Consider the following 18,663-nt stretch of genomic DNA (forward strand, 5'->3'; position numbering starts at 1 on the left):
GAGGATCAGATGAGTGGGGGCGCGAGCACGCGCGACGCCGACGCGGAGACCCTGGACCACGTCCTGGGAATCGACGGACGCCGGCCCCTGTCGGCCGAGACGATCGCCGCCGTGTCAGCGGCCTGCGACCGGGCCGAGGACCTGGCCGGTCACGCCAAGGTGATCGTCCGGGTCTCCGGGCTGCCCGACGGCCCGTGGGCACGGGGACTGACGGTGGCGCTGGTCAACAAGTGGGAGCAGGCGCTGCGCCGCCTGGAGCGGCTTCCCGCGGCCACGGTCGCGGTGGCCGACGGCGCCTGCGGGGGAGCCGCCCTGGACACCCTGCTGGCCACCGACTACCGGGTCCTGACGCGGTCGGCGCGCCTGGTGGTACCCGTGGACGACGGCGCGACCTGGCCGGGCATGGCCCTCTTCCGGCTCGCCCGGCACGGCGCGAGCACCGCGGCGATCCGCCGGGCGGTGCTCTTCGGCACACCCATCGAGGCGGCCGACGCCCTGGCCCTGCAACTCGTCGACGAGGTCGTGGACGACGCCGAGGCCGCCGAAGCCGTCGCACGGCAGCGGGCCGGCGCCGTCGGCGGCAGCGAGCTCGCCATCCGGAGGCAGCTGCTGCTGGATGCGTCCACCACGAGCTTCGAGGAGGCGCTCGGCGTCCATCTCGCGGCCTGCGACCGGGTCCTGCGCCGCTCCGCCGTCGGTGCCGAGGCATGACCGTCACCGACGCCGGTGCCCTCGCCGGCCACGACCTCGACGCCGTACGCGCCGGCCTCGGGGCCGCGAGGACCGCGCTCGCCGGGGCGGCCGCCCGCACCGAGGACCTCCTGGCGTCCCTTCCTGAGCCGTCGCAGCGGTCACCGGAACAGCGGGACGCCGCCGCGGGGCAGAAGAACGCCACCCGGATCCTGCGCGCCGCCTTCCTCGACGCGCACGCCGACGCCGTGCACGACGAGCTCACCGGGGGCCGCACCCGCCACCTGAGGGTGGCCGAACTGGCCGCGAGCGCGGCGACCGTGTTCCCCGGCCTGGTGCCCACCACCGCGCGTCTGGAGACCGAGCGCGGCCGGCCCCAGGCGGAGAAGGAGGGCGACGAGATCGACCAGGGCGTCTTCTTCCGCGCGCTCCTGCGTGCTCCCGGCGCCGGACCCCACCTCCTCGACGCCATGCTCCGCCCCACCCCGCGCGCCCTGGGCCTGCTGCCTGAGTACGCCCGGACGGGCACGGCCGACCTCGGCTCGGTGCGCCTGGAACGCGTCGGCGGCGCGGCGCACCTCACCATGTGCCGCGTCGACTGCCTGAACGCGGAGGACGACCGGCAGATCGACGACATGGAGACCGCCGTCGATCTCGCCCTGCTGGACGAGCGGGTCGAGGTCTGCGTGCTGCGGGGCGGCGAGATGACCCACCCCCGCTACCGGGGCCGGCGGGTCTTCAGCGCCGGCATCAACCTCAAGGCGCTGCACGGGGGCGGGATCTCCCTGGTGGACTTCCTGCTCCGGCGCGAACTCGGCTACATCCACAAGATCTTCCGGGGCGTCCTCGCCGAGGACCCGCCGAACCCCTGGTCGCGTACGGTCGAAAAGCCCTGGATCGCCGCCGTCGACACGTTCGCGATCGGCGGCGGCGCCCAGATCCTGCTGATGTTCGACCACGTGCTCGCCGCCGCGGACGCCTACTTCAGCCTGCCCGCCGCGGAGGAAGGGATCGTGCCAGGCGCCGCGAACTTCCGGCTGACCCGGGCCGTGGGCCCGCGCCTGGCCCGCCAGGTGATCCTGGACGGACGCCGCATCCGGGCGGCCGGGCCCGAGGGGCGGCTGGTGTTCGACGAGGTCCACGAGAGCGAGGACCTGGACGCGGCGGTGGAGCGCAGCGCCGAACGGCTGCGGGGGCCGGCCGTGACCGCCAACCGGCGGATGCTCAACCTCGCGGAGGAGTCGCCCGACGCCTTCCGCGGCTACATGGCGGAGTTCGCGCTGCACCAGGCGCTACGGCTCTACAGCCCCGACGTCATCGCCAAGGCGGGGCGCTTCACCGCCCGCAGGCCGGTGTTCAACTGACGTCGCACACAACGGTGTTCAACTGACGCCGCGCGCCATCTGAACACCTTGGAACACCCCGCCGACGGGGTCATCCCGCCTCGTCGGCGGAGACCTCGACGGCAACGGGGTCACCGGGCCCCGCCGGACGCGTCGCGCGGTGCGGCGCGTCCGGCCGGGTCACCACCTCCGTGGCCCAGCCGCCGGCGCGCAGCAGCCGGGAGAGATCCGCCACCGAGGTCTGTGGCACGGACAGCGACACGCTCCCGTGCGGCGGGCCCTGGACGCTCTCAAGCCGGACCTCCTCGACACGGCCGCCCAGTTCGCCGACGGCGCCGAACAGCCGGGCCAGGGTGCCCGGTCGACCGGACACGGCGACGCTGAGCCGGACCTCGGCCGGCGCCCCCGATGCCGCTCCCGCCACCCGGGCGCGCCCCCGGTGGCCGAGCCGGAGCAGGCCGTCCAGCTCCGCTTCCGCCCGTTCGCGCACCGTGCCGTCGGTGTGACCGAGGGCCCGCAGCGCCCCGACGGCCCGGCCGAGGCCGGCGGCGTAGGTGTCGAGGACGTCGGCCAGGGCGTCCGCGTTGGCGGTGAAGACGTCCCGCCACAGCCCCGGGTCGCCGCCCGCCGGGCCGGTGACGTTCCTGAGCCCCTGCCCCGCGACCCGGATGTCGGACTCCGTGGCGTCCACCAGCGTGGCGGCCATCAGCGTGGAGATCAGCTGCGGCGCGTGGGAGGTGCGGGCCACGGTGCGGTCGTGCACCAGCGGATCCATGATCACGGGCACCGCGGAGCACAGGGAGACGAGTTCCAGCGCGCGGTTCAGCACCGACTGTTCGGTGCGTGCCGTGGGGGTCAGGATCCACGGCCGGTCCTCGAACACGTCGGCCCGTGCGGCGAGCGGGCCCAGGCGCTCGGTGCCCGCGAGCGGGTGGCCGCCGATGAAGCTGGACGGATCGGCGCCCGCCTGCCGCAGGTCGTCGTACGGCCTCGTCTTGACGCCGGCCACGTCCGTGTAGGCGTGGGCGACCCCACGGCGCTGCAGCTCTCCGAGTACCGGACCGGTGTGCGCCGGCGGGACGGCGACCACGGCGAGGTCGACGCGTTCGGCCGGGGCGCCGACCGAGCCCGCCCCCATGGCCTCCGCGGTCCTGACGGCCGTGGCACTCACGTCCTCGAGGTGGACGGTCAGGCCCCGTCGGCTCAGGGCGAGCGCCACGGACGTGCCGATGGCGCCGGTTCCGACGACCGCGACGGTCTTCACGCGCCCGGCTCCCGTTCACCGTTCGCGACCTCGAACTCCGTCGGGAGACCGGGTCGCGCATAAGAGTCCGATATCCGGATCCCATTCACCCCTGGATAGACACCGCCCGCGTCCGGCGGGACGAATGCATAATCTCGCGAGCCGTCGAAGCGCACCGCACGACGAGTGATCACGCCGACCCCCAACAGATCCGGGCTCCTTGCCCGGAGAACCTGCGTCGGATCGTAGTCATCGCGTCACCGTATGAGCGACTTCTGGCCTGTCGAGGGCCGTGCCGGGCCATCAGGAAAGGGAATATGAAATTCCACTAAATTCTGCTTCGGAATATGGTCAGGGGATTTCGGGGCGAACGGCCGGTGGAGTGAGGGTCCGGTCCTCGTCAAGCCCTGGGCGAGATGGATTTTCCCTGTTCTACCGGTCGACAGGTGCGAAGTGGAACAGCGACGATGGCGACCGTACGGTGTGCCAGGAGGGGTGTGAGGCGTGTAGGGGGCCCGCGCTCCTCGGTCAACCGGTTCCCGCGTGTGATCTTCGGCGCGACGGGGGCCGGTGGGCTCTGGCGTGAGAACGGGAGCATGTCCGCTTGCGCGGATCGAAAGGTATGTGCAGGTAGAAAACCAACGGGGTGGCTATTTTGGTTCAGTCGGTTCGTGCGCTGGAATCAACGTCCGATGAAAGGGCTGGGCTGATCGGTCCGGCAAGACATTCTATAAATCCCAGGAAAAGCGCTTTCGCTGTTCCTGTCGTCTCGCTCCTCCCGGGCGATTCCCTTAGGGCACTGGGACAGGACGAGGAACACGTGGCCCGGCTCGCGGAAATAGAAACCGCGCTGCCTCCGATTCTTGTTCACCGGCTCACCATGCGGGTGATCGACGGAATGCACCGACTACTGGCCGCACGAGTGAAGGGCCAGAAGACGATCGAGGTCGAGTTCTTCGACGGAACTCCCGAGGATGCGTTCCTGTACGCGGTGGAAGCAAACATCTCCCACGGTCTCCCGCTCTCCCTGGCCGACCGCCGGGCCGCGGCGACCCGGATCATCGCCTCGCACCCGCAGCTGTCGGACCGGGCCATCGCCCGGGCGGCCGGGCTGGGAGCCAAGACGGTGGCGGCCATCCGCCGCCGCTGTTCCGGGGGCGTGCCGCACCTGAGTGCCCGGATCGGCAGGGACGGCAAGGTGCGTCCGCTCAACAGCGTGGCCGGCAGACGCCGGGCCGCCGAACTCATCGCGGAACGACCGGAAGCCTCCCTGCGCGAAGTGGCCCGGCTCGCCGGTATCTCACCCGCGACGGTCAGCGACGTCCGCAAACGACTGGAAACCGGCCAGCCGCCGGTCACTGAACGCGTCAAATCCCCTTCCCCGAGCGAGAGTTCGGAGGAGACGGCACCCACCGCCAAACCGCGGGCCGACCGCCGCCCGCCCATCGTTTCGGCGGATCCCGCAAACGTGCTCGAAAAGTTACTTCGAGATCCTTCCTTGCGTCACAAAGAGGGAGGGCGCCAATTGCTGCGGCTGCTGCGGCAGAACGCGATCGCCGCGGGGGAGTGGGACGAACTGATGGACGCCGTACCGAGCCACTGCGGAGCGCTGGTGGTGGGTCTCGCCCGCCACTACGCCGAGATCTGGACGGATTTCGCACAGCTGCTGGACGAACGTGTGCAGATCGAAGGCCGCAAGCCGGACGACGAGTGACCGGACCCCAGGGCCCTCAGGCGTGCGGCCGATCCGGCCCGCACGCCTGACGCGCACCTGCTGTCAGCCGCCGCACCGGTAGAGGGTGCCCTGTGCGTCCGTGCTGTTCCCGCCGTATACAAAGGCCGGTACGACGGTGCAGGCGGTCCGCACCCAGGAGCGCACCCCGGTGATGGCCGCGTTCCCCGTCCCCTGGGTCTGCGCGAACCCCTGCCAGCCGTCGGCGGCGAGGACCACGTAGCGCAACCGCCCCTCGGCGACGAGCCGTTCGACGTCTGCCACGGTGGGAGTGGGTGCGCCACCGCTGAAGCCGCCCATCGGCAGGATCTTCGCGCCGGACGCCAGGATGTAGTTCCAGGACATGACGGCGGAGTCGGTGGCGAAGGCGAACGTCGCCTTCCCGCCGTGCTGTTGCGTGTAGCGGAGCAGACGGTGCTGGGAGGCCGTGAGCGTGTCGGAGTCGTTGAGGGAGGCGCGGGCCGCGGCCGTGCCCTGCGGTGCGTTGCCGCCGTGCACCACGTTCGCCGCCCTGTGCACCGCGCTGCCGCCCGTGGCGAACGGGCCGGCCGAGGCGTCCATCGCGGTTCCGGCGTACCGCGGGTCGAGCACCGACAGCGACCAGGCCGTGGGCGCCGCCAGGACGGTGACCAGCGCGGCCACCAGGCCGACGGTGGCGAGTCTCCCGTGGTGGAGGCGTCCGCGGTGGGCGATGGTCAGAGCCGCGATCGCGCCTGCGCCCAGCGCGATGAGCAGCCAGGGCAGCCAGGGCAGGAAGTCGGGGTAGAGGAAGCAGAGGAACGCGCTCCACACCAGTTCCGCCCCCACCGCGGCGGGCAGTGCCCAGGTCCTGCGGCCGTCCCGGTACGCCCGCCAGAACATCACGAGCCCGGTGGCGGACAGGGCGGCCAGCGCCGGCGCCAGCATCGCCACATAGGCGGTGTGCGGCACCTCGATGGCGCTGAGCACCAGGGCGCTACAGGTCAGCCACAGCCCCCACAGCACGAATCCGCCGCGGATCCGGTCGGTGCGCGGGGTGGTGCGCCGCCACCGCAGGCCGAGCACCAGGCTCAGCAACGCGAGCGGGTACAGCCAGCCCACCTCGGGTGCGAAGCGGCTGCCGAGCAGCTTGCCCGGCGTGGGCCCGCCACCGGAGGGGCCGTTGCCGACAGGACCGTCGACCGGTGTGGTCCCGTCCGGTTGCCCCACCGCCGGGTCGCCGGCGTTCGGCGGGGAGCCCGCGGTGCCCACCATCCCGGTCATCTGGTCGACCGAGCCCTCCACCAGGTCGTCGGAGAAGCGGTTGAAGCCGTTGTAGCCGAACACCATGGTGACGGCGCTGTTGTCGGTGGTGCCGTCCACGTACGGCCGGTCGGAGGCAGGGGTGACGGTCAGGAGCAGCACCGAGGAGAGCGAGACCGCGAGGGTGACGGCGCCGGCGGCCAGGACGTGGGCCGTCCTGCGGCGCAGGGGGCCCGCGGCCAGGAGCAGGTAGGCGAGGGCGAGAGCCGGCAGGACCACCCAGGCCTGCAGCATCTTGGCCTGGAAGCCCAGGCCGATCCAGGCGCCCGCGGCCAGCAGCGGCCGCAACCGGGCGCCGAGCACGGCCCGCTGACCGGCGTCGGCGGCCAGGACCAGGCACATGGTGAGGGCGCCGTCCTCCATCGAGTGCCCGAACATGGACGCCAGCACGGGGGTGATCGTCATGATGCCGGCCGCGAGGATGCCCGGTACGGGACCCGACCAGCGACGAACCACCCGGTAGGTGACGAGGACCGTGACCACGCCCTCGACGACCTGGGGGAGCGTCAGCGCCCAGGCGTGGAAGCCGAAGAGCCGGGCGGAGAGCGCCTGCGGCCACAGGAACCCGGCGAGCTTGTCGATGGTGAGGGTGGCGCCCGGGTCGAGCGCGCCGTAGAAGAACGCCTTCCAGCTCTGCGACATGCTGCGGGCGGCGACGGCGTAGAACGGTGCGTACCCGCTGGTGGTGATGTTCCAGGAGTAGAGCAGGGCCGCCAGGGCGGCGACGGCCAGGAGCGCCGGGCGCGCCCAGCGCGGCTGGTCGGCGGGGGACTTCCACACTTCCCAGCCACGCCGGACGGCGGCCGGGGAAGGGGAGGGGGGCTCGGGTAAGGAGGCGGCGGGGGAGTCGAGAGCGGTGCTCATGACGATCCATCATGATATGCGGTGTCCATGACAATCGAGGGTAGGAGTGGCCCCGCTGTTCACACCACACGGACGTACCGTGAGCCCCGACCGGCACAGGTTCGCACGCCCGTGTTACGAGCGCCTACTTGGTACGCGCCGCCTACTTGGCGTGCGCCGCCTTCTTGCCGTGACGGTTCTTCCGCGCCTGACCCGGCGGTTCGCCGTGTGCCGCCGACTTGCCCTTGCCGGCCTCGCCGGCCGTGCTCTGCGCGCCGGCGCCGGGAGGAGAGACGTCGTCACGGGCGGGCTCGGCGGAGCCGGCGGGCGTGCGCGCTCCGGGCGCCCGGACGGAGTTCCCGGCTGCGTGTGCGGCGGCGGAAGGGCTGTGGGAGGGCGACGTGGCCCCGTCGTGACGCGCGGCGGTGTCATCGGACTTGGACGACGTGGTGGGCTCGGTGACGGACGGGGCGGCTTCAGTCGTGGTCTCGTGGTGCGGAAAGCCGTCGCCGACGACGAGCCCGGCGGCGGCGAGCGCGACCAGCACGGCCGCCGACCCCCGTGCCCGCAGCCGGCCGCGGGCGGACACGGGCCGGGAAACGGACGCGGGCTGGGCCACTGGGGCAGGCTGGACACTGGGCGCGGGCCGGGGGACTGAGACAGGCTGGGTGACGGACGCGGGCTGGGTGACGGACGCGGGCTGGGGAACGAATATGGGCCGGGGCTCGGATACGGGCCGGGGAACGAAGGCGGCAGGCTCCGTGCTCGTACCGGCGAGCTGCCTCAGGGCCTCGGCGCAGTCGCGTGCCGTGGGTCGTGTCTGCTGGTCCTGGGCGGTCATGTCCCGCAGCAGGGCGGCGAAGGAGGCGGGCAGGAAATCGGGCAGGGTCGGTGGCCGGTGCAGGCGCGCTATCGCGGACTCGAGGGGGCCGCCCTCGTATTCGAGGCGACCGGTGAGGCTTTCGAGGAGCACCAGGCCGAGGGCGAAGACGTCGGCGGGGCGGCCGACCGGCTGGCCCAGCACCTGTTCGGGGGAGAGATAGGCCGCCGTGCCGGTCAGGGTGCCGGTGGCGGTACGCGTGGTCGCGTCCAGCAGGCGGGAGATCCCGAAGTCCGTCAGATGGGGCCGCCCGGAGGCGTCGAGGATGATGTTCGACGGTTTGACGTCCCGGTGGACGATGCCTGCCTCGTGGGCGTGTGCCAGGGCGTCGCCCAGGTGCGCCCCGAGCGCGGCGACGGCCTCGCACGGCATGGGGCCCTCGGCGATCCGGGTCCTCAGGGTGGGGCCGTCGATCAGTTCCATGACGAGGTAGGCATCGCCGTCATGGGTCCCGGCGTCGTAGGCGGTCACCAGTCCGGGATGCGCCAGCCGGGCCAGGATCGTCGCCTCGCTGCGGAAGTCCTCCTCGGTGCCGAGACCGGTACCGGCGCGGAAGAGCTTCACCGCCACGGCCCGGCGCAGCCGGAGGTCGAATCCGCGGTGGACGTTCGCCGCCCCGCCCGATCCGATCAGCGCGTCGAGGCGGTAACGGCCCCCCAGTATTCTGGCGAAGCCTCGACAGGCCCGCGGACCCTGCACCTGGCCCACCGTCATCTCGTTCGCCCCCTTCCACGCTCCGGCACCGGCCGGACGCCCGCCGCCTGCGGCCGTGGCACGCAGGTACCCACCTACCGGCCGCTTGCACAACGACAAACGTTTTTCACGCGGCCGGCGGTCGGCGGGCCGGCGTGCGGCTCACCGCCGAACGCCGGCACGGCGGTGCCACGTCCCGGCCGGATCTCCCGGCGCTCGGGGCGTGACACCGCCGTGGGGCGGGGCCGTTACTTGATGCCGGTGGTGGCGATGCCCTGGACGATCTGACGCTGGAAGACCAGGAAGACCGCGATGAGCGGGATGAAGCCGAGCACCGAGGAGGCCATGATCTCGGCGTACTGCGGGCTGGTGGGGTCCACCAGGGAGGCGAGACCCACGGGGATGGTCTGGGACTTGGTCTGGCTGAGGACGAGCAGCGGCCACAGGAACGAGTTCCAGGAGCTGATGAAGGTGAGGATCGCGACCGTGGACACGGCCGGCCGGCAGATCGGCATGCAGACGGTGGCGTACACCCGCCACCAGCTCGCGCCGTCGATACGGGCCGCCTCGATCAGCGCCGTGGGGATGCCGCGGAAGAAGGAGAGGAAGACGAACACCGAGATCGGCGCCGCGACCGACGGCAGGACCAGCGCCCAGAACGTGCCGAGCAGGTGGAAGGACCGGTACTCGATGAACTGGGGCAGCACCAGCGCCTCGGTAGGCAGCATCAGGCCGGCCGTGACGACGGCCATGACCAGGCCCCGGCCGCGGAAGCGCAGGAAGGCCAGCGCGAATCCGGCCATCGAGCAGAAGGCCACCGTGAAGATCACGGCGAGTACCGAGATCACCAGGCTGTTGAGGTACCAGGTGCCGATCGGGTGGTTGTCCCAAGCGGTCGAGTACGCCTTCAGCGACCAGCCGCCGTCGAAGACCGACGTGGGGCTCTGGGTGATGGCGGCGTCGTCGCGCAGCGAGGTGATCAGTGCCCAGACGAAGGGCACCAGCCAGATCAGTGCGAACAGGGTCAGGCACACGGCGCAGAGCCGGTTGAAGAGCGTGGCGCCGTTGACCGCGCCCTTCGCTTCGGCGGGCCGCGGCTGGGTGATGGTGGTCATGGGTCCTCCGCTCAGGCCGCGCTGCCGGTCGCGCGGCGGCGCCGCAGCCCGTACCAGGCCGCCGAGATCGCGACGATGATGACGAAATACACCATGGTGGCGGCAGCGCCGTAGCCACCTCGGTAGGCGGTGAAGCCGGTGTCGTAGATGTACTCGATGACCGGGCGGGTGGACTGGTTGGGTCCGCCGCCGAGCAGCTGGTAGATCTGGTCGAACACCTTCAGGGAGGCGAGGATCTGGAGGATCAGCACCAGGCTGGTGGTCCGGCCGAGCAGCGGCACCGTGATGTGGCGGATCTGCTGCCAGGGGCTCGCCCCGTCGATCGCCGCCGCTTCGTACACGTCCGCGGGCACGTCCTGGATCGCCGCGGTGTAGAGGACGAAGTTGAAGCCGAACGTCCACCACACGGTCATCAGCACGACGGCGGTCCAGCCCCCGGAGGTGCTGCCGATGAAGTCGGGGACCGGCAGTCCGACGGCGTCGAACACCTTCGGCAGGAGGCCGATCTGAGGGGTGTACATCCACAGGAACACCAGGGTGACCACGGAGGACGGCACGACGTACGGTACGAAGAAGGCGATGCGGTAGAAGAGCCGGCCGCGGCGGATGCGCGAGGCGAGGATGGCGACGCCCAGCGCGAGGACCACCAGCGGGGGCGTGGTCAGCAGGGTGAAGAGCACCGAGTGCCACATGCTCTGCCAGAAGAGCGAGTCGCCGAGCACCTCCTGGTAGTTCGACAGGCCGACGAAGTCCCCGAGGCCGCTTTTGACGGTGGTGGTGTTGAAGAAGCTCAGCACCACGCCGACGAGCAGCGGGCCGGCCAGGAACAGCAGGTAGACGACGAGGAAGGGGGCGGTGAGCAGCCTGCCCGCCCGGCGTTCGGAAGGGGCGGGCCGGTCGGCGGCGTGGGCCGTGGGGGATGCGGCGGGTGCCGGTCGCGTCGAGACGACGGTCGTCATGGTGTCTGTCTCCTACTTCATCGTGACCGGCGGTCGGGACGTGGTGTACCGCTTCAGCGCGGAGCGCATCGCGCCCGCCATGCCCTTGGGCGTGATCCGCCCGGCGAGGGCCTCGATGACCGTGCCGCCGATGACGCCCTGGAAGTCCGAGCCGGCGCCGGTGTACCAGGCGACCGGGTCGTACTGGGCGTTGAAGGCGGCGTCGACGTAGTTGCGCTGCGGCGACAGGTCGAGGAACGCCTTGCTCCTCTGGGTCGGCAGCCAGGCCGGGATGTGCCCGCCCTCGGCCCACACCGCGCTGCTGTCGAGGAGGCTCTTGACGAACTTCGAGGCGTTGCGTGTACGGGTCTCGTCGCCGCGGTCGTTGCGCGGCAGGATCAGCGCGTGCGAGTCGGCGTACGCGACGGGCTTCGGACCGAGCAGCGCCGGGAACGGCACGACGTCGAACTTCAGGCCCTTGACCCCGCGGTACGACGGGATCTGCCACTCGCCGTCGAAGAGGAAGCCGGCCTTGCCCGTGCTGAAGAGGGCGTTGGCGCCGGCGCCGGTGAGGTTCTTCGGCATCAGGTCCGGACCGGTGAGGCTCTGCATGAAGGCGACCGTCTCCCGCATCGCCTCGTCATCGATGACGATCTTCGTGCCGGAGTCGGTGACGATCGGTCCGGCCAGGCCGGAGTAGACCATGCTGAAGAAGCGCCAGGCGGTGGACGGGTCGGCGGTGATGGACATGACCGCGCCGTACTGGGCGCCGCCCGCGTCCTTCATCGTCTTCACCGCGGTGACGAAGTCCTCCTTGCCCTTGAGGGGCACGAGTCCGTCGCCGGCGGAGTTCAGCAGGCCCGCCTTGCGGGCGATGTCCACGTTGTAATAGAGGACGAAGGGGTGGGTGTCCAGCGGGACCGCGTACACCGTGCCGTCCACGGTGGCCTTCTTCCAGGCCGCCGGGGTGAACTTGTCCTCGGTGACACCCAGTTCCCCGAGGGGAGTGCCCTTCACCGGCTGGAGCAGGCCGGAGGCGGCCAGCAGCGGGAGCCGGGAGAGGTGGGTGATACCGACGTCCGGCGGGGTGCCGCTCGCCGTGGCCAGTGCCAGCTTCGTGTAGTACGGATTGCCCCAGCCGAGGACGGTCGCCTCGACGGTCGTTCCCGGGTCGGCCTTCTGGAACGCCTTCTCCATCAGCACCATGTTGGCGCCGTCACCGCCGGTGAAGAGGTTCCAGAAGATGACATCCGCCGTGTCCGGCTGTGAGCCCGTCAGGCCGGACGCGAGCGGGGAGGAGCACGCCGCGAGCCCTCCGGTCAGGGCAAGGCCACCGCTGAGGGCAAGAAACCGCCGGCGCGCCATCGCTCCGCTCATGGGGTTATTCACCTCGTTAATTCGATGTGAACTCGATGGCGCAGACCCTCGCACACGTTTTGCAACGATGCAATAGATCGTTCGGAAGAAGTCCCCGGGGTGCTGCCGGGCCCCCCGGTCACTCCTGGGCGGGCCCGCGGCGCGAGGACTCCCGGACGATCAGCCGGTACGGCGTGGCCTCCTGGGGTGCCGCCAGGACCACTCCCGCCTGCGTGTCCTCTCCGGGCGCGGTCCTGCCGGTGTCTCCCGGAGCCTGCATCTGCTCCTCCAGCAGGGCCAGTGAGCGCTCGGCGATCGCGTCGAGGTCGGGGGCGACCGAGGTGAGCGGCGGATGGGTGTAGGCGGACTCCTGGATGGCGTCGATGCCGACGACGGCCACGTCCTCGGGCACCCGCACCCCTGAGGCGTCCAGGGCCCGGAGCGCACCGACGGCGAGCGCGTCGTTGAAGGCGAAGACGGCGTCCGGCAGCGGGCCGTCGCCCTCCAGGAGCTCCCGCACGGCCTCGTGGCCCTGGTCCCTGGTCCAGTCCTCGACCGGTACGACCAGCCAGTTCACCCGCCGCACCCGGGCCGCCGACATCGCCTGCTCGTACCCCTCGGTGCGCTGGCGGCCGTTCTCGCTGCCGTTGCGGCCGAGCGCGACGATCCGGCGGCAGCCCTGCTCCAGCAGGTGCTCGACGGCGGTGCGGGCGGCCGCGACGTTGTCGATGCCGACCCGCGGGAACTGGTCACCGACACTGTGCTCGCCCAGCATGACCAGCGGAAAGTCCGGCTTCTTGGCGGCGACGTCGGCCGCCGGCAGGGTCAGGGCGCTCAGCAGCACGCCGTCGGCGACGTTGGTCAGACCGCCCTCGATGATCCGCCGCTCCACCTCGCTGTCGCCCGCGGTCGACTCGACGAGCACCGTGATGCCGCGCCGTCCCGCGGCCCGGATGACGGCCTGGGCCAGTTCGGCGAAGTAGGGCTCGGCGACGAACGGCACCGCCAGCGCGATGAAACCGGTGCGGCCCGAACGCAGGCCGCGGGCCAGGTAGTCCATGCGGTAGCCCAACTCGTCGAGCGAGCGCTGCACCCTGGCGCGGGTGTCCGGGCTGACGTGCGGATAGCCGCTGACCACGTTCGACACCGTCCGCACCGACACCCCGGCGTGCTCGGCCACGTCCCGCATCCGCACTCTGGCCACTGGGGGCCTCCTTCCCGTCCTGCCGCCACCGGCGCCCGCCGGGTGACCTCCGTCGGGCGCCCGACGGCCCTCAGAGTCTGCCGCACCGGTGAGCGGCGACCTCATCCTCGTACCTCACCCGAGTCTTGCATCGATGCAAAAGATCACTCATGATGGCAGGGCTTCGAACCCGTAAACGCCCATGCCGGGAATTCCGGAAAAGGGCAGGAGGAGGATCCGTGAGGGCGAGCGAGCAGGACGGGACGTATCCGAGGCCGATCCTGCGCCGGGAACGGTGGCACAGCCTCGACGGCGTCTGGGAGTTCGGCTACGACGACGCCCGCGAGGGCGAGCGCGAGCAGTGGTTCTCCGAGGGGACGACGGGCCCGTTCGACCGGGAGATCACCGTCCCGTTCCCACCCGAGGCCCCCGCCTCCGGCATCGGCGAGACCGCCGCGCACGCGGTGGTCTGGTACCGCCGCCGGATACCCCACGAGGTCCTCGCCGTCAGCGGCGGCGAGCGGGCACTGGTGCACTTCGGAGCCGTCGACCACCGGGCCAGGGTCTGGCTGGACGGCCGGCTGGTCGCCGAACACGTCGGCGGCCAGACGCCGTTCACCGCCGACGTGACCGACGCGCTGCGCCCCGGCGCCGACGAGCACGTGCTCGTCGTACGCGCCGAGGACGACCCGGCCGACCTGGCACAGCCGCGCGGCAAGCAGGACTGGCAGGACCGGCCGCACGCGGTCTGGTACGAGCGGACCACCGGCATCTGGCAGACCGTGTGGACCGAGACCGTCGCCGCCCAGCACCTCACCGACCTGGCCTGGATCCCCGACCCGGCGCGGGGCGTCGAGGCCGAGATCACCCTGGCCTCGGTGCCGGCCGCCCCGGTGACCGTGGAGATCGTCCTGACCCACGACGGCAAGACCCTCGCCGAGTCCGTCACCTCGGTCCGCACCCCGCGCAGCCGCGTCGACCTCGTCGTCCCCGCCCTGCGCAACGGCATCGACCGCGAGGACCTGCTGTGGAGCCCCGAGCGGCCCACCCTGATCGACGCGCGGGTGACCGTCCGCGACGCGGCCACCTCCGAGGTGCTCGACACCGTCGACAGCTACGTCGGCCTGCGCAGCGCCGGCGTCGGCCGTGGCGCCTTCCTCCTCAACGACCGCCCCTACTACGTACGTTCGGTACTCAACCAGGGCTACCGGCCCGACACCCTGATCGCGAACTCCGGCACCGCCGAACTGCGCCGCGAGGTCGAGCTGATCAAGGCGATGGGCTTCAACGCGGTCCGCATCCACCAGAAGGCCGAGGACCCCCGCTTCCTGTACTGGGCCGACCGGCTGGGCCTGCTGGTGTGGGGCGAGACCGGCGCCGCGTACGAGTACGGCACCGAGGCCGTCGAACTGCTCACCCGCGAATGGCTGGACCTGGTCCGGCGCGACCGCAGCCACCCCTCGATCGTCACCTGGGTGCCGGTCAACGAGAGCTGGGGCTGCTCCGACATCGCCAACTCCCCCGCGCAGCAGGCCTACACGGTCGCCCTCGCCAACCTGACCCGCGCGCTGGACCCGACCCGTCCGGTCATGTCCAACGAGGGCTGGGAGCACACCGACAGCGACATCATGGGTGTGCACGACTACTCCTCCGACCCCGAACTGCTCACCCGCCGCTACGGAGACACCGACGGGTTCGAGGCGTTGCTCGCCTCACCGGGCCCGGCCGGACGCGTCGTCGCCCTCACCGCACGGCAGACGGAGCGCTACCGTGCCGGTGAAGCCCCGCTCATGGTCACCGAGTTCGGCGGGCTGTCCGTGGGCGCCGAGGAGGACGAGTTCTCCTACACCCGCACCAGCTCCGACACCCAGTACGCCGCCCTGCTCGGCGACATCTTCAAGGTCCTGCACACCAGCCCGATCGTCGCGGGTTTCTGCTACACGCAGTTCATGGACACCGCCCAGGAGACCAACGGCCTCCTCTACCCCGACGGTTCGCCGAAGCTCCCGCTGGACACGATCCACCACATCGTCACCGGCACCGAGCCCACCCCCGAGGAGAAGCCCGACCCCTCGGCCGACGAGGCGCCTTTGACGTAGCCCCTCAGCTCAACAGGGCAGCCGTGAACGACCCGCGATGGACCGCCAGCCACTCCTGGATACGGTCCCAGCGCTGCCAGCCACCGCCCTCGGACAGCGCCCGGACGTAGCCGGGGTCACCCTCGGCCACCCGGTCGGCTACGAAGGCCCGGCAGGACGCGGTGGCCTGTTCGACGACGCCGGGCAGTTCAGCGCGCTCCCGCGGGGAAAGGCCGTAACCGTCGGCGAGGATCCGCAGCCGTGCCCGGGCATCCAGCCCCGCTGGATGGCGAACCGCCGCGGACGTGGGATCGAGCATGGGAACCCAGTAGCGGGCGGTCATGGCGACGTCCCACACCGCGCGGCCGGGAGCCGCCAGATCGAAATCGATCAGCGCCACGGCACGGCCGTCGCGGAAGACGACGTTCTCCGGGCACACGTCGTTGTGGCACAGCATCGTCCCGCCCTCCGGGTCGGCGAGGGCTCGGGGCCACTCGGCCGACGGGTCGACGCCGACAGCCCTGCCGGCATCGTGCAGGCGCCGCAGCAGTCCTCCCACCGATCGCAGCGCGCTCTCGGACATCACCCAGCGCGGAAACGGCGGGAGAGCGACGTCGCCCGGTACGAAGGTCAGCTGCTCCCGGCCGTCCGCCGTCAGACGGACCGGCCTCGGAGCCCCGTCGAACCCGTGCTCGGCGAGCGCGAGGAGATGGGCATGGAGGGCGCGTGCGGTGGGCGGCGCGGGGCGTTCCACCAGGGCACCGTGGCGGAAGACCGCGCCCACGTTCACCATGCCACCGACCAGGGCCTCACCCGCCGCCGCCGCCCCGTCAGCCGTCACGCCGATCACGCTACCGTCACCGCCGCCTGCCACGCACCCGGGCGCATGCCTGTCGCCTTGCGGAAGAACACCGAGAAGTTCGAGGCGTCGGGGAAGCCGAGCGCGGTGGCGCAGCGAGCCGCGGTGAGGCCGTCGTGGGCAAGGAGCCGTTTGGCCTCCAGGACGATCCGGTCGACGATGTACGCCTTCGCGGTGCGGCCGGTGACCTGCTGCACCGCTCGTGACAGGGTGCGGGGCGCGTATCCCAAGGTACGGGCGTAGTAGCCGGCCGCATGATGCTCCCGGAAGTGCGCCTCGACACTGGCGCGGAACAACGGGAACACCGGGTGTGTGAACCCTGCCTGGGCGTGCGGTGGCCGCAGCCGGGCGATGAGCGCGGAGAGCAGGATCCGGGGCAGCTCCGCCGGGGCGTTCCCGGGCGGGGCGGACGCCTCCAGGACCAGATGGTCGCGCGCCGTTCGAACGAAGGGCCAGTCGGTGTCGGGGACGCTCCAGTGCGCGACGAGGTCCGGGGACGCGACGAGCTCACGGGTGGCGTGCGTGACCGGCGCGGTCGGCACGAACAGCACCAGGTGGCCGGCCACACCGGCGATGTCGTCCCACCGGTGAACGGCGCCGGGTGGAATCCACACCGCGGACCGCTCCTCGAGCGGGTGGCGGAGGAAGTCCACCGTGACCGTGCCGCGCCCGGCGTCGACGACGGCGAGGACATGGAAGTCGGCGCGCTGCGTCCCGCCGTCGTTCAGCTCACGGAGGCGCTCGAACGTCATCGTCTCGACCGCGGCGGCGCGGTGCCCCGGGGGCTGGTAGGTCATCTGCCGGATCACACGCACGAGTCCATTTTTCACCATCCGGCGACCAGTCGCGCCGATGCCTCGAACGGGCCCGGCGAGTTCACTGGAGACAAGGGGCGATCGCCCAGCACACGACCGGAAGAGCTCACCGTGAACACGACGCAGCAGACGCAGCTGCCCGCTTACGACCACCGGCCCGGGGCCGGCCCGACCCTGGTGTTCCTGCACTACTGGGGTGGTTCCGCCCGGACCTGGGACCTCGTCGTCGACCGCCTCGCGGACCGTGACACGCTCACGGTCGACTTCCGTGGGTGGAGCCGGTCGAGCGGTCTGCCCGGCCCCTACACGCTCGGTCAGCTCGCCGACGACACGCTTGCCGTGCTGGCCGACGCGGGGGTCACCCAATAAGTCCTGGTGGGGCACTCGATGGGCGGCAAGGTCGCGCAGCTGGTCGCGGCCACCAGGCCCGCCGGCCTGCGCGGCATCGTCCTGGTCGGCTCCGGTCCGGCGAAGCCCGCCGCACAGATCACCGACGAGTACCGGGAAGCTCTTTCCCACGCCTACGACTCTCCCGAGTCCGTCGCCGGGGCCCGGGACCACATCCTCACCGCGACCGAGCTGCCCGCGTCGGTCAAGGCGCAGATCGTGGCCGACTCGCGGACCGTCGCCGAGGCCGCCCGCACCGAGTGGCCGCTGCGCGGCATCGCGCAGGACATCACCGAGCACACGCGCATGGTCAGCGTTCCCGCCCTCGTGATCGCCGGAGAGAGCGACCAGGTCGAGCCGGCCGATGTGCTCCGTCGCAACCTGGTGCCGTATCTTCCCCAGGCCGACTTCGTGGTGATCCCGCACACCGGTCACCTGATCCCGCTGGAAGTCCCGGCCGACCTCGTCGACGCCATCAAGGCCTTCGCACCGGCAGCCTGACCATCAGCGCCCCGCCCGCCGCGGCGCGCGGGGCGCTTCGGGGCGGCTAAGGGCAGGTCTCGCCGAACTTCACCGCGGTGACCGACACCGGCTGCCCGTTGATCGCGGTGCCTGCCTGGGGGGACTGGGTGCAGACCTCCCAGTTGGACTCGACGAGCACCCATCGCGCCTCTGGCGAGGCGTCCTTCACGCTGAAGGACGTGCTCGGATCGAGGGCTGCGCGCGCGGCCTTCACCGACTTCCCCTTGAAGTCGGGAAGCTTTCCGCCCTCCGCGGACGGGGGCTTCTCGTCCTTCGCCGGGCAGGTCTCTTCAAGCTTCACCGTCCCGAAATCCAGGGTGGTGTCCGTAGGCACGGTCCTGCCCGCGGCGATGTTCTGGGAACACACCTTCCAGTTGCGGTCGAACGCCTGCATCCGGTCCCGGCCGAGCGCGTCATGGGACTTGAGGACGTAGAAGCCGTTCTGCTGGGCGGTGTCCTGCGCCGACTGGAGCCCCATGCCGACGAAGTTCAGCACCGCCTTGCTGACGACACCGGCGTCCTTGGGGTCGCTGGGGTCGCTGGGGTCGTTGGCGGGACTGCTGGTCGTCCTGGCCGGTGCGGTCGTCGCGACGGGGTTCTTTCCCGAGCTGTTGGTGTCGGCCGGTTCGCAGGCGGTGACACTGATGGCTGCCACACACAGCAAGGTGGCACTGATTGCGCGGGATTGCACTGATTCCCCCTGAG

At 71.4% G+C, this 18,663-nt stretch carries 14 protein-coding genes and 1 pseudogene; 5 read left to right on the top strand and 10 right to left on the bottom strand.

Annotation, left to right across the window (positions count from 1 at the left end):
- Window positions 1–9 precede the first annotated feature (9 nt).
- Together dpgB and dpgC are read left to right on the top strand one after the other, a co-directional pair.
- Window positions 10–711, top strand: a complete 702-nt coding sequence (dpgB, locus tag MB828_RS02255) for an enoyl-CoA-hydratase DpgB (RefSeq protein WP_301646707.1) — start codon at window positions 10–12, stop codon at window positions 709–711.
- Window positions 708–2,054 (top strand): (3,5-dihydroxyphenyl)acetyl-CoA 1,2-dioxygenase DpgC, encoded by a 1,347-nt coding sequence (gene dpgC / locus MB828_RS02260; protein WP_301646708.1) that lies wholly within the window; start codon window positions 708–710, stop codon window positions 2,052–2,054. The genes dpgB and dpgC overlap by 4 nt, the downstream gene beginning before the upstream one ends.
- A 70-nt stretch (window positions 2,055–2,124) precedes the next feature.
- Here the strand turns inward: dpgC and MB828_RS02265 are convergent, their stop codons facing one another.
- Entirely contained in the window at window positions 2,125–3,297 is a 1,173-nt protein-coding gene (locus MB828_RS02265; protein ID WP_301646709.1) for a prephenate dehydrogenase, read from the bottom strand.
- A gap of 799 nt (window positions 3,298–4,096) precedes the next feature.
- Between MB828_RS02265 and MB828_RS02270 the strand changes: the two genes are divergently transcribed.
- Window positions 4,097–4,990 carry a transcriptional regulator gene (locus MB828_RS02270; RefSeq protein WP_301646710.1) on the top strand — a complete coding sequence of 298 codons (894 nt, stop codon included), beginning with the start codon at window positions 4,097–4,099 and terminating at the stop codon, window positions 4,988–4,990.
- 63 nt (window positions 4,991–5,053) lie between these two features.
- Here MB828_RS02270 and MB828_RS02275 read toward each other — a convergent pair whose 3' ends face one another.
- The 6 genes from MB828_RS02275 to MB828_RS02300 all read right to left on the bottom strand — a co-directional run bounded on the left by MB828_RS02275 (window position 5,054) and on the right by MB828_RS02300 (window position 13,303).
- Window positions 5,054–7,153: an ArnT family glycosyltransferase gene (locus MB828_RS02275; protein ID WP_301646711.1), complete on the bottom strand. Its 2,100-nt coding sequence runs from the start codon at window positions 7,151–7,153 to the stop codon at window positions 5,054–5,056.
- A gap of 142 nt (window positions 7,154–7,295) precedes the next feature.
- Window positions 7,296–8,726: a protein kinase domain-containing protein gene (locus tag MB828_RS02280; RefSeq protein ID WP_301646712.1), complete on the bottom strand. Its 1,431-nt coding sequence runs from the start codon at window positions 8,724–8,726 to the stop codon at window positions 7,296–7,298.
- Between the two features lie 227 nt (window positions 8,727–8,953).
- Window positions 8,954–9,820, bottom strand: a complete 867-nt coding sequence (locus MB828_RS02285) for a carbohydrate ABC transporter permease (protein WP_133029056.1) — start codon at window positions 9,818–9,820, stop codon at window positions 8,954–8,956.
- An 11-nt stretch (window positions 9,821–9,831) separates the two neighbouring features.
- Window positions 9,832–10,779 carry a carbohydrate ABC transporter permease gene (locus tag MB828_RS02290; protein ID WP_301646713.1) on the bottom strand — a complete coding sequence of 316 codons (948 nt, stop codon included), beginning with the start codon at window positions 10,777–10,779 and terminating at the stop codon, window positions 9,832–9,834.
- A gap of 12 nt (window positions 10,780–10,791) precedes the next feature.
- Window positions 10,792–12,135 (bottom strand): extracellular solute-binding protein, encoded by a 1,344-nt coding sequence (locus tag MB828_RS02295; protein ID WP_301646714.1) that lies wholly within the window; start codon window positions 12,133–12,135, stop codon window positions 10,792–10,794.
- A gap of 118 nt (window positions 12,136–12,253) precedes the next feature.
- Complete coding sequence (locus tag MB828_RS02300) at window positions 12,254–13,303, bottom strand: LacI family DNA-binding transcriptional regulator (RefSeq protein ID WP_430381318.1); 1,050 nt, start codon at window positions 13,301–13,303, stop codon at window positions 12,254–12,256.
- 233 nt (window positions 13,304–13,536) lie between these two features.
- Between MB828_RS02300 and MB828_RS02305 the strand changes: the two genes are divergently transcribed.
- Window positions 13,537–15,396, top strand: a complete 1,860-nt coding sequence (locus tag MB828_RS02305; RefSeq protein WP_301646716.1) for a glycoside hydrolase family 2 protein — start codon at window positions 13,537–13,539, stop codon at window positions 15,394–15,396.
- A 4-nt stretch (window positions 15,397–15,400) separates the two neighbouring features.
- Here the strand turns inward: MB828_RS02305 and MB828_RS02310 are convergent, their stop codons facing one another.
- Window positions 15,401–16,168 carry a phosphotransferase gene (locus MB828_RS02310; protein WP_301646766.1) on the bottom strand — a complete coding sequence of 256 codons (768 nt, stop codon included), beginning with the start codon at window positions 16,166–16,168 and terminating at the stop codon, window positions 15,401–15,403.
- Window positions 16,169–16,221: 53 nt separating this feature from the next.
- Window positions 16,222–17,067: a helix-turn-helix domain-containing protein gene (locus tag MB828_RS02315; RefSeq protein WP_301646717.1), complete on the bottom strand. Its 846-nt coding sequence runs from the start codon at window positions 17,065–17,067 to the stop codon at window positions 16,222–16,224.
- A 93-nt stretch (window positions 17,068–17,160) separates the two neighbouring features.
- Here MB828_RS02315 and MB828_RS02320 point away from each other — a divergent pair.
- Window positions 17,161–17,937 (top strand): annotated as a pseudogene (locus MB828_RS02320) (alpha/beta fold hydrolase).
- A 46-nt stretch (window positions 17,938–17,983) separates the two neighbouring features.
- On the opposite strand, the gene MB828_RS02325 reads toward MB828_RS02320, so the two are convergent.
- Window positions 17,984–18,613 carry a hypothetical protein gene (locus MB828_RS02325; RefSeq protein WP_343236143.1) on the bottom strand — a complete coding sequence of 210 codons (630 nt, stop codon included), beginning with the start codon at window positions 18,611–18,613 and terminating at the stop codon, window positions 17,984–17,986.
- Between the last annotated feature and the right edge of the window lie 50 nt (window positions 18,614–18,663).

The organism is Streptomyces arenae, from assembly GCF_022343545.1.
GTDB lineage: Bacteria > Actinomycetota > Actinomycetes > Streptomycetales > Streptomycetaceae > Streptomyces > Streptomyces humi.

Bases quoted from the DNA above. Each gene is read 5' to 3' on its own strand.
- MB828_RS02295 (WP_301646714.1), bottom strand. From the start codon at position 12,135: ATGAGCGGAGCGATGGCGCGCCGGCGGTTTCTTGCCCTCAGCGGTGGC.
- MB828_RS02280 (WP_301646712.1), bottom strand. From the start codon at position 8,726: ATGACGGTGGGCCAGGTGCAGGGTCCGCGGGCCTGTCGAGGCTTCGCC.
- dpgB (WP_301646707.1), top strand. From the start codon at position 10: ATGAGTGGGGGCGCGAGCACGCGCGACGCCGACGCGGAGACCCTGGAC.
- MB828_RS02310 (WP_301646766.1), bottom strand. From the start codon at position 16,168: ATGGTGAACGTGGGCGCGGTCTTCCGCCACGGTGCCCTGGTGGAACGC.
- MB828_RS02275 (WP_301646711.1), bottom strand. From the start codon at position 7,153: ATGAGCACCGCTCTCGACTCCCCCGCCGCCTCCTTACCCGAGCCCCCC.
- dpgC (WP_301646708.1), top strand. From the start codon at position 708: ATGACCGTCACCGACGCCGGTGCCCTCGCCGGCCACGACCTCGACGCC.
- MB828_RS02290 (WP_301646713.1), bottom strand. From the start codon at position 10,779: ATGACGACCGTCGTCTCGACGCGACCGGCACCCGCCGCATCCCCCACG.
- MB828_RS02300 (WP_430381318.1), bottom strand. From the start codon at position 13,303: ATGCGGGACGTGGCCGAGCACGCCGGGGTGTCGGTGCGGACGGTGTCG.
- MB828_RS02315 (WP_301646717.1), bottom strand. From the start codon at position 17,067: ATGGTGAAAAATGGACTCGTGCGTGTGATCCGGCAGATGACCTACCAG.
- MB828_RS02285 (WP_133029056.1), bottom strand. From the start codon at position 9,820: ATGACCACCATCACCCAGCCGCGGCCCGCCGAAGCGAAGGGCGCGGTC.